Below are 14,351 nucleotides of genomic sequence, written 5' to 3'. Positions count from 1 at the left end.
GCGGCGCGATGTCTGCCGCGATCTTATCGCCAGCTTGCGATGGGCATGACGGATATTTATTTGCGGCAGGTTTATAAAAGGTTAAGCGCAAGTCCCGCAGGGGGCTTCAATGCGGATGCTTTGTCTATCGCATAATATTTCCGGTTACTGTTCCGCAATTGCATAGCAATGGCTACATGCAGGAGCGGGCCATCTGCGTTCTTTGCAGTATGGCGGAGCGGGATACACAATCCGCTGTCGAGTTTTGTGTGATGGTGGACCTGACGCAACTATATAAACCCATGTAAAACAGTGGGTTATCGCGTCAAACCGTCAAATATCTACAACGGAAAGTCAACGCACGAATCGTCGGAGTGTCAAACCTAAATCTTGGCTTCTGGCAGCGGATTGCAGCTGAACTCATCAGCATTTCTTGCAAGTTCAGACATTGAGGATCGCTCGATATTTGACCCTGACCATTTTCGCCATGTCCGGGAAATGGTGTCCGCGAGAGATATAGACCTTTTCAATAAAATCAACCGGTTACAATGTAAAACACTTGATTTGCCACCACCTAGAATCAATGACTTAGGACACTTTTGTAAAACAATTTGATGTCAGATCGCATGATGTAAACCTACGAATGGGCGTTCAGGCGCCGATATGCAGCTGTCATTGTGCCCTGAAATAAGCAGCCCCACATGTGCGGCCAATTCCTTCCGGTCAGCTTCGATGCGCTGCCCCGTCTCAGCCCTGACTGCATCACTCTGGCCAAGTAAGCCCCCAGCATAGCCGACCTGCCGTCCAGCCTCTGCTGCTGGCAGGGCAGATAACGGCATGAACTCAACCGGCACATTCAGGTTCTGGCCTTTTGACCGGCTGGCATCGGCCTGCAATCCAAAAACAGGGGTAAGACTTGAGGCCGAGACGGAGAACTGGCCTGACTGGCTGAAGCTCCCGGACAGATCCATCGTCACCGGACCAGCAATCATCGCCACGACCGGGTCAGACGTATGCTGGGCGCACTGGAGCGCCCGTACGTTGGCATCGAACCGGGCAGCCTGATCAGCTGTCCAGTTTTGGACTCCGGACACACTGACGACGCCAGCTTTCGTAAGGTCCGCCTGTACGCCAGCGATGGCCTGACTGATCGTGACGGGCGCAACGGATCCGGCCGAGCAGGCCGAGAGAGCCAAAAGCCCGCAGAGTGCCAGCGCTCTCATGCCGCCTGCACTTCCGCCAGCAGGGCGTCGAAGTCTTCACCGGTTGGAGCCGTGCCAGGGACGCCCAGCCAGTTCTCCCGCGACAGCAGGCCATAGGCTTCGTCTGCGATCCGCGTGAAGGTCGCCCAGGGCATGAAGGTGCGAGCGCCCCAGGTGTTGAAGAACACGCCGTCCGCGTTATAGCCCACGAGTGCGATGGCATGGCCACCGGCTGGCGTATGGTCTGAGATGGCATCCCAGTCCCATGTCTCTCCCAGACCGAGGTCAAGGAAGCCTCGTGGCACCTGAACCCCTGCCAATACGCCGCCGAGATAGGCGATAGCGCGCTTGATGCCCTGCACATCGGTCGTCATGATCGAGCCATAGGCCGTCAGGTAGTCGAGTGTCTGACCCGGTCGATGCAGACCATTACGGCGCCAGGCGTTCAGTTCGTCCAGAAGAATGGTGCCACCATCATTTGCACCCGTGACCGGATCGAAACCCGTGACCTGCGCATAGTTCTGCAGCACGGTTTCGGTCGAGAGCATGACCAGTCCCTGCGCTGCCTTGGTCCAGGTCGCCACCAGGGCAGCGTGCGCGGCAAAGGCACAACAGCCGAAGCGGTCATTGCCCCACATCTGATAGGGCACGTTCTGCGACCAGTCGCGTTCGGCCGGAACGGCTGGCAGACGCACGGCCAGTACCCGGCCGAGGCGATAGGTGCGCGGGTCATGTTTGGGGGCACGCTTGCCCAGGCGGCGGTCGCCGACAAAAGGTGCACTCATGTGCGGGATCTCCGGAAACAAAAAAAGAGGGGAGCAGCCGAAGCCGCTCCCCTTTTTCGGGACGTAGCGAAAATGGTCAGACGCCCTGATAGATCCGGGCGCGGATCAGTTCCGGAGACTGTGCCGGCGCGGCATACGGAGCGGCCGTGACACCGGCCAGCGCCTCGACCAGCGGGATCATCGCCTGAACGGTGCTCATGTAGGTGGCAGCGGACGGCGAATAGGCCTTCACGATCGGCGTGGCGATCGCCAGCAGGGTTTCGAGATCCGTGCCGAGCGACTTGGCCCAATCCTTGCCGGTCGCCACCGTGATGGATCCATTCGAGTTAGCCGCCACCTGGGCCGTCACGCTCTTGATCTGCGCGACCAGGTTGTCGAACTTGGCCTTGTCCGAGGCCGACAGGTGGCTTTCCAGATCCGGAATGCTCTCGATCGTCTGGACGGCATAGGCGATGGCTGTGGCGTCATTATTGAGCGCGGCCGTGTTGAAGCTGGCCGTGGTCGGGGTCGTGGTACAGGCGGCCGTGGAACCAAGAAGGACGGCGCCGAGGCCGAGTGCAAGGAAGCGATTGCGCATGATGTCTCCAGACATAAAAAAACCGCCTCAGGGGCGGCATGAAAAAAAACGGTCTGACAGGCGGGGCCTGTCTCCTTCGGATCAGGCGGCCTTGGGAGGATCACCTGCTTTCGGATGGGTGGAGGCTGGATCGAGGCCAAGCCTGACGGCTGCCGCCGTACGATCAGCATCGGCCGAGATCATCAGGGCCTTGGCATCGGGCTGGTAGGCGTTGGTGTTCCAGCCCTTGGACTGGGCCAGCTCTGCAACGGCCTTGTAGAGCAGCGCGAGCTTGCTGCCGGCTGCAGGCGGCTTCCAGAACCGCATCGCCAGAGCGGCTGCGGCGATCAGGAAGGTCAGAAGCGAGACGAGATCACCCGCATACTGCGCAGGCAGATACGGCAGGACCGTCTGGAACAGGGAAGTCCAGTCCATTTCAGTTCTCCAGATATGAGAAAACCGCCTCGAGGGCGGCATCATAAGTCAGGCAGGCAAGAGATCAGCCGTGAGCACAGATTGCCTGCCCAGGAACACGTCCCGCTCACAGGCGCGACGTTTGGTAAGCCCTGCCAGCTCGACCAGATGGCCGTTGACGGTTGCCTTGTCCCAGCGCAGCAGCTCGTCAGCTGCGCCGGCATAGTCGCCCGCGTTCAGCTTCCGCAGCAGCGTGGAGCTTTCCACGGCCGGGGCACCGACGTTGTATTGCCAGGACAGCAGGGCAGCCCGCTGGACGTCTGACAGCGGAACATGGACCAGGCGCGACAAGCTGACATCACAGGCCATGACCGCATGCAGTAGCAGGCTTGCCGCATCAGCCTCGCTGATGGGCGACGTCCTGGCTGTGACGGGCTGCCCTGATTTCAGCCACCGGCTGCCATAGCCAATGGTCCAACATCCGGCCGGACAGATATAGGGCTTTGACCGGAAGCCCTCGAAGCCAGGGCGCTTGAGGAGTGCTGTGGCCAGCACGACAGCAGTTTCGTGCATAGCGCCTTACTTCCCGATCGAGACGACCATATGCACGACCCCAGAGCCGAGGATCGAGGTCAGCAGCGTAATGGCGGCCGTCACCACGGCCCGCGCGCCAAACAGGCGATCAAGCTTGCCGTTGATCTGGCGGTTGCTGTTTTCCATGGACTTCGACAAAGCCTCGATCTCACTCCGCAGCGAGGCGATTTCATGCCGCATCTCTGTCCGCAGGTCGGACTGGTTGCTGTCGACGCTGGAGAGCCTGGTCTCCAAAGTGAGGCATCGGTCTTCGAGAACCCGGATCCGCTCTGCAGGCGGGAGAGATGCAGGCAAGCTTGCGACCGGAGCGGCCGTTTGTGTGTCAGGCATGGTTTTTCCATAAAAAAAGCCGCCCGAAGGCAGCTGTCAGAAAGGTCAAAAGCGGAGCAGGAAATGATCAGACCATGATTACATCAGGCCGCGCCGGCAGAGCCGTGCTTGTCGTATCGGATCCGTTTGCGATTGCCTGGATGGCTTTGACGTAGGATCTCATGGCATCGGTGAAGGTCTCTCCCATGGACGATGCCAGGGACGCCTGCTGGTTGATCCAGGACATCTCCTCCTTGGCCTGCGTTGCCAGAGGAACAACATAGGTCATGGCGACAATCGCACCATTCTTCACACCGACGCCAAGGGCGGCATGCACGGTCGGATCGTTCCACTGGTCTTCAGTGACGGCCAGCAGCGATGCCGCAGGAGGGACGCTCTCGATATTTCCCATATCCCAGGTATCGTACCAGTGCGTGATGTATCCTGTACTGTCGCTCTGGACATAATATCGGGCCGGGTAATCTGTTTTTACGTCCGCCATTATTTGTCGCCGATCGCAAAGTAAGTGATGTCAGTTGAACCGCCATTGTTGATGTGCAGGGTAAATCCCCCAGTATCCGTTGTGGCCGTGTGGCAGTTGGCATCACCCGTTCCGAAGTTCTGTGCAATGACTTTGGGAGGCGAAGAAAACGAGGATGGAAAGTTGACCCGCCCGCCCGCAGCAACCCCCGCGACCTGGTCGAAGATGATCTTCTTGCTGCCGTCCATGGGCAGCGAGTCCAGAAAGGCAAAACTCTGTCCGTTCCAGTTGATGGCGCTGCTGCTGACACTGAAAACAGGCGTGTCCCCGGAATACAGAACAAAGGTCCCATCGTCCTGGAACTGCGCTTTCATCGTCCCGTAGCTGATTGCCATGCGGGTCGCTGTCCCATCCGTAGCATTCAGCTTGGTATTGAGTGCGCTTTGAGCCCCCGAAAGGGCTGCATTGGCAGTCCCTTGGGCGCCGCCAGCTGCTGAAAGCGCTGATGATGCCGTGTCGGAGACGGTTTTGAGGGCGCCGTTCGTCGCATAGTCGCCGCTTGGCTGAAAGGTGAACCACGTCTCATTCGCCAGAGCCGCCAGGACACCGCCACTGCGCACGGTCATCTGATCGATATAGGCAGCCTGCGGATCAGCGTATCGGCGAATGTATCGTCCATCCGCATCAGCAGCGCCGACAGCTTTCTGCGCGGTCCAGTCATCCACGGGCGGGACGATCATCTTGGCCGTGACGGTCATGGTACCGAGCGTCAGGCTGCCATCATTGTCCAGAACCGGGGTGAGCTTTGCCGGCAGGAAGGAATAGACCCGGATCGTGCCCGTGAAATTCAGGGCCTGTGTCGTGTTCTGGGTCGTGCCAATCACCGTCTGGCGGGAGAGCGTATTCGGGCTCCCAGGTGTCAGGACGCCAATACCCCATTCAGCCTGCGTGCCATCATCCGCATAATAGCAGACCTGACCGCCAGCAGGAGCGGCTGCTGCAAAAGAGCGACGATCGGCAACGGCACCATTGAGCACGAAGGAAGACGTTCCCGGATTGGTCACTGTCTCCAGAACCATATCGAGAAGTTGTGGAGCTGCCATGATCATAGCCTCTCTGTCAGTGTGAAGGTCTGGGCGTGTCGGTCAGTCGGGCCGTAAGGGTTGGACAGATCCCCGCCCGCGAGGCGGCCGAAAACTGCCTGACTGGCCAGATCTGCCGGTGCCTGGGACGGGTCGGGCAGAAACAGGATGTTCTGCCCGCTGGCTGCCGCCTGCTGGATCTGCCGCAGGACAGTAACGTCAGCGTCACCATAGGACTCGTGGACGATCGAGAGACCACGTTGGACGTAACGGGCATCGACGAATTCGGCGCCGTTCAGCATGGTCGTGCTCTGCTGACCGAGCGTCAGACTTTCCGTGCTGCTGGAGGCATAGTTGCGCTGCGGCTGCCAGAGCGGGCCAACATAGGCCAGAGGCAAGGAAATAAAGCCATCCGGGTTGCTGACGTTCCAGACCGTGATTTCCACGGTATTTCCTGCGACTTCAGCTGGAAGGACAAACAGGCACTGCCCGTTGCTTACATGGCAGGGCATGTTCTGATCAAAAACGACGGTCGTGTCGTTATGAACCTGGATCCGCCATAGCGCTTTAGACGACAGGTTTGTTCGGTGCAGGCTGATCACCCTGATCGGCAGAACAGACGGAAATCTAGCCGTGAAATCCGCGCTCCAGCCCGATCCTTCCCCCGTGATGCGCCATGCCAGACTTGCTGCGCCCTGCTGGTTTTGCAGGTTGCTGACGGGCAGGCTGGACACGCCATTGCCGGTCAGCGTGGCGGACAGAAGATAATTCTGCCAGCCGAAACCACAGTTTTCCATTGATCAGACCAGTATTGTGAGGGTGGTGGTGTTTGCCGAAGACGTCACATGCTCGCTGACGACAATGCCTGGAACGCCCGTTGCAGCTCCCGGTACAGGTGCCAGAAGCTGGACCGGCTGGCCCAGATCGACCTGCAGGGCAATGGCTTGCGGGACATCCACTGCCCAGAGATGGCGGCGCTTTCCCCAGAGCGCTCCATGCAGGTCTGCGACAGCCTGGCCGTCAGCCTGGTTGGCCAGCGCCGTGGTGATCAGGGCCGGGTCATTTGGAACCCGCCATGATCCTTTGACCGCTGTATCAAACCAGATCGAAGCCCGGTCGCTTTCTGCAATCAGGGACTGTCGATCAGCCGAGACCTGCGGGTGGAGATTGGAGCCCGAGGTCTGGACTGTGAAGTTGTGCTGCCATCCAATCCGCCAGCGCCATGTCGGGGGATCAAGGCTGCTGTCCAGCGCTACCGAAGAGATCGACGAGATCACGTCAGCAGTGAGGGTGAGGACCGCGTCGCCCGCACTGGCCGGATCTGACATGCGGATCGGCAGGAGAGTGCCTGTCCGCGTCGGAACCATTGATATCCCGAGCCCGGACAGCATGGTGGTGATCGCCTGCCGTCCCGTCACGCTGTCTGATCCGTCCCAGTACCAGCCGGCCGGGTAAGGCAGTTTCTGCGAAACAGCCGACCAGCCGTCGTCCACATAGGCCGCAGGCAGGGTCAGATCCTCGATCAGCATTTGATAGAGGACATCCAGGACATTGATGGGTGTTGCCCCTGACCGGAAATGCCCTTCTGCATCGACCGTGATGCCGTAAACCGGTTTTGTACCAAGCCGGACCCATGTGCCCGTCCCGGACGACTGCACGACATAGGTGCCGGGATCCGGAGAGGCCGCATAGAGGTCATCGACCGCGCCGGCATAGACGATGCCGCCAGAGAAACCGCCTTCATACAGGGCACTGATTACGGCTGGCGCATCAGAGACCTGATAAACGTAGTTCGTGCTGTCGATCAGAAGCGGCGTGATGTTGCACGCCCTGCCGCGCAGACGAGGCGTATCCCGGCCCGCGACGTTGCTGTCTCCATCGAGCCCGCCCGTCCCACCATAGACCTGGGTGGGCATGGTGACATCGAGCCAGTAGGTGGCATCGAGCAATGTCACGGAGACGCTGTTCAGCCCTGGCTGCCAGTTCTTCCCCAGGCCGGCAAACACCGGCCGCATCACGCTGGAGGCAGGATCAAGCCAGATCTGCCGGTCTGCATCCCAGGTCTTCACACCCTCACGGATACGGACCGGCAGATGATCGTTCACACGGGTCTGGAGAAGCCCGTCCAGCACGCCGTTTGGATTGGTCAGGGTCAGGATCCCGATCGAGTAGGATCCGCCCATGGCATCGGCTGACAGGGTCAGGGACCGTGTCAGATCGAGCGCCTGGGTCACATAGGGCGGATAGGCGACATGTGTTTCATCCACATAACCACCATCCGAGAACCGCAGGGTCTCCTTTGATTCCGGATAATCAGGAAGCTGGGTCAGCGCACCCCATGGAACGCTGCCCCAGCCCGGAACCGTGCCAGGCTGAACGACAGCCGGCAGCACGATGTCCATTTCGACAGCCCGGAACCTCATGCAGCCCTCGGTCGGGTTGCATCGGTGACAGCCTTCAGCTGCATCTGTTTCTGCATCGTTGCCACCGTTTTTGCGAGATCTCCAAGCTGGTCCGACATGCCCTTCATGACGTCCATGCTCTGCTGGGACAGCTTCGTGACCAGGGAAGCCGTCAGCTTGTCCGTGTCGGCCTTGCCCAGAGCGCTCAGGATGTTCGAAACCTGCGAAAAGTCATTCGCGTATCCGACGCCAGATCCCTGATAGGTTTTCGACTCAGTCAGGAAGGTGCTGGAATCAGACTGGATCCGTGACAGGGCATCATAATCCCCACCCATAGCCGCCTGATAATCGCTCATCAGGTTGTCATTGGAGGCCTGATACTGCGCCTGGGCAGACAGCGGCGATGCGTCAGACGTGTTCAGTCCACGGGCATAATCTGTCAGGCTGGAGAAAACCGACGTGAGGGATTGTTCTGCCTGGTCCTGGTACTGTTTCATCTGGGCAATCGAGGTGCCGTTATACTGCGCCTGGATCTGCAGACGTTCAGCCGCGAGGGTCTTTTCCAGATCGGCCGACTGGTTGATGTATTCCTGCTGGGACGCATAGGAATCCCCGAGAAAGCTTTTCCAGTTGTCGGCCAGCTGCTGACGCTGCTGGTCGGCACTGAGGTCGAAACTTGTCAGTGCCGAGCCTTCATCGTCACCCGTTGCAGTCTGATAGCGCGCCTGGACGGACAGATCGCTCTGCCGGAGCGTGGTCAGCTGGTCATTGAAGCCCTCCTGATACAGGCTGTTGAACTTCGCGTTGATGGCAGAACCATCGAGCCCGTAGCTGGCCGCCTGTGAGCCTGCCGCGTCATAGGTTGCCCGAAGCGCCGTCATCTGCTCGACCCAGGACTGCTGTCCCGAGACCGTAGCACTCAGAAGCCCAGGCATGGTCGTGTTGACGAAGGTGGTGATGGTGGAGATCTGGGTCTGGAGATCTGAAGTCGACAGCGTCTTGCCATCGAGCGCGGTATCCAGTGCCGTTTTGAGATCTCCGGTCGCCTGGGTGAAATTGCTGACCGTGACCGTGCCGTCCGAATTGAACTTCGAGACGGCCACGCCCAGTTGATCGACCGTGTCAGCCATGGTCTTCAGATTCTGGATCGCGGTTGTGTAATCCGACACCGAGGTCGCATCACTCGGCAGTCCCTGCTGCAGGGCCTGCTGGAACGTGGCGTCCGACGTGCTGTAGGTCGCCTGTTTCAGCAGATCCGTGAGCGAGACGGACTGAAGGGACTTGTCCTTGTTGTTCTTGTCATCGCGGACCGTTCCCAGCAGCCCGCCATCGCCGCCGCCGATGCTTACTCCCTCGGCAGACAGAACCTTGTTGAAGGACGAGATGTCCGACTTGAGCTGTTCCGTGATCTGATCGGTCTGGGCCTGATTCCAGGTCTTTCCGAGCGAGAGCGAACCACCCGTCGTCATGACCTGGTCGATCGTGTACGGGTTTTTGGCGTGGCCACCGAACAGGCTACCAGCACCGCCGCCAATAAGTCCCCCGATCAGACCTCCAATGACTGTTCCGACACCGGGAATGATACTTCCAATCGCGGCACCCGCAGCTGATCCAACGGCACTTCCAACAGTCGATCCCGTTTTATGATTGCTGTTGATCATCGAGCCGACAGAAGATCCCAGCGCCATACCCCCGCCAATCCCAGCAATCGAGTTGCCCACCGTGGCAGTCCCGAACAGGTTGGTCTTGAGCCCCGAAGACAGCCAGGACGTCGAACCGCCAAGGCTGCTGGCAGAACTGGTCGAGGATCCGGCCGAGCTGACCGGATTCCAGCCCCAGCCTCCGGAATAGGCGCTGATCGCATTCGAGCTGGTGACACCCGAAGCGGATCCACCCGAGAGAATGGACGAGACATCGCCCAGTGTCGTCCGGCTTTTGCCATCGATTGCCGTCAGCAGTGGATTGATCAGCGCCAGCTTGGCGACCAGGGAAATGATCTGGCTTTCCACGCCCTGCATGGCGGACTTGAACGTCACCCCGCCATTCGAGGCGTTGACCAGGGCCTGCGTGAAGCTGCTCGACAGCGTATCGGCCGCCGAAGAGATATCGCTGGTCAGTTCGTTAAGCGTGTCCTGCTGCTTCTGGTAGGCGTTCGTGGCCGTCTGGATCGCCGCGACGTTCTCTAGATCGGTCTGCGAGGCCTTGGACGTGAGATCCGCGCCGTTCTCCAGAAGCGAGTTACGCTCTTTCAGGACGGCCATCTGCACCGAGACGGCATCGGAATCCTGTCCGATCGCATCCGTCTCAGCCTTGATATAGCTGAGATCGAGGCTCTGGCTGTAGGCCTTGCGGGCGGTCGTGATGTCCACCTGCGCTGCGGCTTGCCGCTTGAGTGCGTCCGTGAGAACGGCCGTCTGACGGGCCTGTTCCTTTGTACCCGCGATCGAAGTTGCCTGGACCGTCTCGGAGGCTTCAACGGAGCGCAGATAGTCGTCCAGGCTGCCCTTGCTGGCATCATAGGACGACAGCAGCGTGTTCTGGGCCGCCGTTTTGCGATCCATGGCATCGATGCCGCTATTGAACTCGCCCGTCAGGACCTGCTGTTCGTTGGACTCCGCTTCCAGCATCTGCGTTGCCGTGGCATGGGCCTGACCCATCTTGCGGGCGGCTTCCTCGACCTGCTGGTCGACCTGGACCATGGCTTTCTGTGCAGCCGTGCCAGCCCAGGCGGCATCGGTCGCCTGCTGCTGCTGGTGCGCCAGCTCCTGCATCGGATCCCGGAGCTCGTTCAGCGCGCCCTTGTGTGCCATCAGGCGCTGCGTCAGATCCTGCGTTCTCGCCGCATAATCGGTATCCGACACGGCGCCGGCCTTGTGCAGCGTATCGAGCGCTTCCTGGGCAGACGTCAGCTGCTTGATGGCATTGGTCTGATCCGTCACCTGGGACGCCGTCGAACTGTCCGAGGTCTTCAGAGCATCATCGACCTTGCCCTGCATGGCCGCCGTCGTGGTCGCGCCATAGGTCTGACCGCCCGTCACCTTCTGGGCATAGTCCTGCACGGACTGCGGCACCGTGGCCTGCCCTTGCAGGTATTTGTCGACGTTCCCTTCGCCCCAGTTATAGGCCATGGCGACCAGCTGCTCATTGCCGCTGTATTTGGAATACAGGCGGACCAGCAGACGTTCGGCTGCCGTGACGTTTCCGGTCGGATCCGTCAGGTCATTGCCGGCCGCGTTGGACGGCATGACCTGCATGCCACCGATCGCCCCGGCCGAGGACGTCACGACCGCGCCATTGCGATCATACTGCCCCGTCGAGCTCTCGACTGGCTGGATCCGATGCGCCAGGGAGATGACGTCCGAAGGCGCGCCAATCTGCTGGCCGACCGTATCGATCAGGCCAGACATGCCCGAGCTGCTGCCCTGCTGGATCTGCTGCTGATGGGCCTCATAGGCGACATGGTCCGGCTGGAAGCTATCCATCCATTTTTTGACGGATTGCAGACTGGAGCCCATGGACGCCAGGGCATTGATGCCCTTGGTGGCAGCCGCGACAATCCCGTCACCGATGGCGGATGTCAGTTGCTTGGCCCCCTGGATCGGACCGTCCCAGGAATCCTTCAGGTTGCGCAGCGCCTGCTGGAACGGCGTCAGGCCCTGATCGGTCGCACCCTGCGTTGCGGATCCGAGCTGCTGCATCAGCAGCTGCCAGGCCTGCATCCGGTTGCCACTGTCCTGGAGATCCTTGACCTGCGTGACCAGACCTTGATGCACGCCCAGCAGACCCTTGTCGGCAAAGTCCTGCGCAGCCTTGGCAGGATCAGCATAGGCATCCGCCATTTCCTTGGCAGCTTCCGGTACGGTCTCGCCCATGACTTCCGCGAGATCCCGCGCCTGCTGCGACAGGGTGGTGAGGCTGGAGCTATCGATCGTCGGCACGGCCGCAAAGGTCGTGGTGACGCTGCGGCTGTCATCGAGCGACAGGCCGCTGCCGGCAGAGAGCTGGCGCGCCGCCACCTCGGCTGCGTTCGCCATGGCTGTGTAATCGTCGCGGGCGGCCCGCAGGTGCTGTGACAGCGTCGCCAGTTGTTCCTGCTCGGCCTCGGCCGAGGATCCGACCTTATAGACGGCAGCGGCGGCTGCCGCGCCCGCCAGCGCCAGACCAGCTGGCCCGACCAGGAAGCCCGTGACCATCTCGACCGCGCTGCCAAACCCGCCCATGACCTGGACCATGTTCGGCACCTGGTAGAAGGCTGCCTGGAACGCTGATCCGCCTGCCATGATCTGGTCGAAGAACTTATGCGCTTCGTCTGCCAGGATGCCCATCTGCTGGCTGGACATGCGGGCCGTTTCTGTCGTCTCGGCCACGGCCGCCGTAGCACCTTTGGAAGACTGGACCGCCGCCTCATGGGCCTGCGTCAGCTTCTGGACCTTGGCAGCCTGCGCATCGATCGTGCGTGTCGCTTCTGCCTGTGTAATCTCACCGCGGCGCACACCGTCGGACACGGCCTGCTGGACCTCGACCAGCTTGTTCTGGGCATTCTGCAGAGCATTGGCAGATTTCGTGACCGTATCAAGGCTGTTACGAAATCCGACAGCACTCTTGGTGCTGCGCTGGATCCTCTCGTCCGTCACCTCGGCACTGTCGGCCACCTTGTCCAGGCCATCCGCCACCGCATCGAGCGCTGCGGCATCAGCCTGGGCTGGCGAGGCGATCTGGCTACGGTAGGAAACCTCGATCTCTTCAACCGTTGCCATGGTCGCGTTCCTTCAGATTCGTTTTGTCAGGATCATGGCCGGATAGGTCATGGATGTGCCGGCTGCCCGGCTCTTGCTGCGCCCCGCACTGCGCCGCAGGACATAGGGCGCGTTTTCCATCAGGCCGGAGGGGATGGTCACAAAGGCGCGGGCCGCGTTCACGGTCGGGAACTTGCGCTGGACCAGCTTGCGGACCGCATCGACAATGCCTGGAGGCACCGACATGTTTTTCATCGCACCCGTATCGATCTTGCGCGCATAGGGCTGCGGATTGACGATCATGACGGACACGCCTTCCGGGATGTCCGCCACGTCCTGCGTCAAGGGCCTGCCATCAACCACTACCGTCCAGCTGTCGCGGTAGCGCCCCGATCGCACCGGAGAGCGGTCCTTGCACAACTGGAGCGCCGCTTGGGCCGCCAGCCCCATAACGTTGAACTTGTAGAGAATGAAGCCATCCGGCTGGACAGACGTCTCCGGCGCACCCTGCCGGCCATCCACAATCGTCACCCAGTGCGGCGGTGCGTCGCCGCTCCGGACAGCCTGATCCCGCGCCTTGATGGCAACGGCCGCCAGTCGTGCGGACTGTGCGGCCGGAGACAGCGCCTGATCCCGGAACAGGCGGATATTGCGGGCCACACTGCGCGGAGACGCCATGTCACTTCCTCATGAGAGTCTGCATGTCCTGGGTGATCGCCTGATTGCGATGTCTCAGGAACACGGCATCCAGCGCACGGATCAGGTCATGGACGTAAACCCGGTCTTCGTCCGACACGCCGTTGGCTTCACACCAGCGATCGATTGCCAGCCAGGAGATGGGCCCTGGCCGGGAGACGACACGGATCATGCCCATCGATGCGCCGAGCCCATCGATGGTCCAGGCGCGGTCATGCTGGAGCTCATGCCACGCCCGCCAGGGAACTTCATTCCACGGATCAGGAAGGACCCGGTATTGCAGGGCCGTTTCCCTAATATCCGGATGCTCGTTTTCGCCGGCGAAGGCGCTCCACTCCAGTTCCCACTGGAGCGCCGCGATCAGTTTCCCGCTGCAGCCTGGGCCTGTTTGGCGCGATCGCTGCCGACGCGGCCAGCCGCCATGATGGCGAGCGTGGTCAGGGCCGGGTAGTTGCCACTTTCCAGCATGTCGCGGAAATCATCGACGTTCACCGGCTGGTCATCCGCGCCATCGAGTCCGCGCACACCCAGAACGCACTGGCGGGCGATTGCCTTGCCCTGGCAGACGTCATCCGTGGTCGGTGGTAGGGCATCCGGCGTGTAGAAACCGGCACCAGCACGCTGCGAGCGGTTCAGGTCGCGGGCAGCTTCCAGGCGCAGCGCATAGAGCGTGTCGCGGTATGCCGGCGTGAAGCCGCGTGTGGTGATGAAGAAGGTGTTGTCTTCCGGACCGACTTCGATTTCCTCGCCTTCGGAAACCTTGGCGAGATCGCGCGAAAAGGCTGACAGCTTGGCCATGTTAATTTTTCCAGTATTTTTTGAGAGAGTTTTGGCAGGATGTAGTCCCGCCGAAGATCAGCTTGTCGGCAGTCAGAGAGACTTGCCGTATTTCTTGCCCCAGGACTGCAGCAGAGACTGGACGGATGACAATTCCGTATCCGGCAGGGCGTAGTCCCAGATCCCCGTAAAGGCATGCTGCACTGTGCCAGTCTGGGCAGCGGTCTTGCCTGCCTGGGCCCCCGTGTTACAATTTGGCTGGCCACCGATCCAAAGAGGAACGGTTCCCATCCCGGCATTGATTCCAGTTCCGGAACTGACCGCGGAGGTGCCCAGAG

At 60.6% G+C, this 14,351-nt stretch carries 15 protein-coding genes; all 15 read right to left on the bottom strand.

Translation table 11 applies throughout. From position 1 onward, the window contains the following. Positions 1-596: 596 nt before the first annotated feature. Positions 597-1,202, bottom strand: coding sequence for a hypothetical protein (locus HKD24_RS04145; RefSeq protein ID WP_194259142.1), 606 nt, complete (start codon positions 1,200-1,202; stop codon positions 597-599). Further along, complete coding sequence (locus HKD24_RS04140) at positions 1,199-1,966, bottom strand: C1 family peptidase (protein ID WP_194259141.1); 768 nt, start codon at positions 1,964-1,966, stop codon at positions 1,199-1,201. The genes HKD24_RS04145 and HKD24_RS04140 overlap by 4 nt, the downstream gene beginning before the upstream one ends. A 76-nt stretch (positions 1,967-2,042) precedes the next feature. After that, positions 2,043-2,543: a hypothetical protein gene (locus HKD24_RS04135; protein WP_194259140.1), complete on the bottom strand. Its 501-nt coding sequence runs from the start codon at positions 2,541-2,543 to the stop codon at positions 2,043-2,045. 81 nt (positions 2,544-2,624) lie between these two features. Next, positions 2,625-2,957 carry a hypothetical protein gene (locus tag HKD24_RS04130; RefSeq protein WP_194259139.1) on the bottom strand — a complete coding sequence of 111 codons (333 nt, stop codon included), beginning with the start codon at positions 2,955-2,957 and terminating at the stop codon, positions 2,625-2,627. Positions 2,958-3,005: 48 nt separating this feature from the next. Continuing rightward, positions 3,006-3,509: a lysozyme gene (locus HKD24_RS04125; RefSeq protein WP_194259138.1), complete on the bottom strand. Its 504-nt coding sequence runs from the start codon at positions 3,507-3,509 to the stop codon at positions 3,006-3,008. A 6-nt stretch (positions 3,510-3,515) separates the two neighbouring features. Then, positions 3,516-3,860 (bottom strand): hypothetical protein, encoded by a 345-nt coding sequence (locus tag HKD24_RS04120; protein WP_194259137.1) that lies wholly within the window; start codon positions 3,858-3,860, stop codon positions 3,516-3,518. 67 nt (positions 3,861-3,927) lie between these two features. Further along, complete coding sequence (locus HKD24_RS04115) at positions 3,928-4,341, bottom strand: hypothetical protein (protein ID WP_194259136.1); 414 nt, start codon at positions 4,339-4,341, stop codon at positions 3,928-3,930. Continuing rightward, entirely contained in the window at positions 4,341-5,423 is a 1,083-nt protein-coding gene (locus HKD24_RS04110; RefSeq protein ID WP_194259135.1) for an H-type lectin domain-containing protein, read from the bottom strand. The genes HKD24_RS04115 and HKD24_RS04110 overlap by 1 nt, the downstream gene beginning before the upstream one ends. Before the next feature lie 2 nt (positions 5,424-5,425). Continuing rightward, on the bottom strand, positions 5,426-6,199 hold the full coding sequence (locus HKD24_RS04105) for a hypothetical protein (protein ID WP_194259134.1): 774 nt from the start codon (positions 6,197-6,199) through the stop codon (positions 5,426-5,428). A gap of 3 nt (positions 6,200-6,202) precedes the next feature. Next, positions 6,203-7,825, bottom strand: a complete 1,623-nt coding sequence (locus HKD24_RS04100) for a hypothetical protein (protein WP_194259133.1) — start codon at positions 7,823-7,825, stop codon at positions 6,203-6,205. After that, entirely contained in the window at positions 7,822-12,561 is a 4,740-nt protein-coding gene (locus HKD24_RS04095) for a transglycosylase SLT domain-containing protein (RefSeq protein WP_194259132.1), read from the bottom strand. The genes HKD24_RS04100 and HKD24_RS04095 overlap by 4 nt, the downstream gene beginning before the upstream one ends. Positions 12,562-12,573: 12 nt before the next feature. Then, the gene (locus HKD24_RS04090) at positions 12,574-13,218 is read right to left on the bottom strand and encodes a hypothetical protein (RefSeq protein ID WP_194259131.1); all 645 of its coding nucleotides are present in this window, start codon (positions 13,216-13,218) and stop codon (positions 12,574-12,576) included. 1 nt (position 13,219) lies between these two features. Next, positions 13,220-13,408 carry a hypothetical protein gene (locus HKD24_RS04085; protein ID WP_194259130.1) on the bottom strand — a complete coding sequence of 63 codons (189 nt, stop codon included), beginning with the start codon at positions 13,406-13,408 and terminating at the stop codon, positions 13,220-13,222. Positions 13,409-13,596: 188 nt separating this feature from the next. Next, complete coding sequence (locus HKD24_RS04080) at positions 13,597-14,034, bottom strand: hypothetical protein (protein WP_194259129.1); 438 nt, start codon at positions 14,032-14,034, stop codon at positions 13,597-13,599. 72 nt (positions 14,035-14,106) lie between these two features. Further along, positions 14,107-14,351 (bottom strand): hypothetical protein (locus tag HKD24_RS04075; protein WP_228124161.1); only part of this gene is annotated, 245 nt, incomplete at its 5' end.

The organism is Gluconobacter vitians (assembly GCF_015244565.1).
Taxonomy (GTDB): Bacteria; Pseudomonadota; Alphaproteobacteria; order Acetobacterales; family Acetobacteraceae; genus Gluconobacter; species Gluconobacter vitians.
This window is presented reverse-complemented; position numbering and strand designations above follow the sequence as displayed.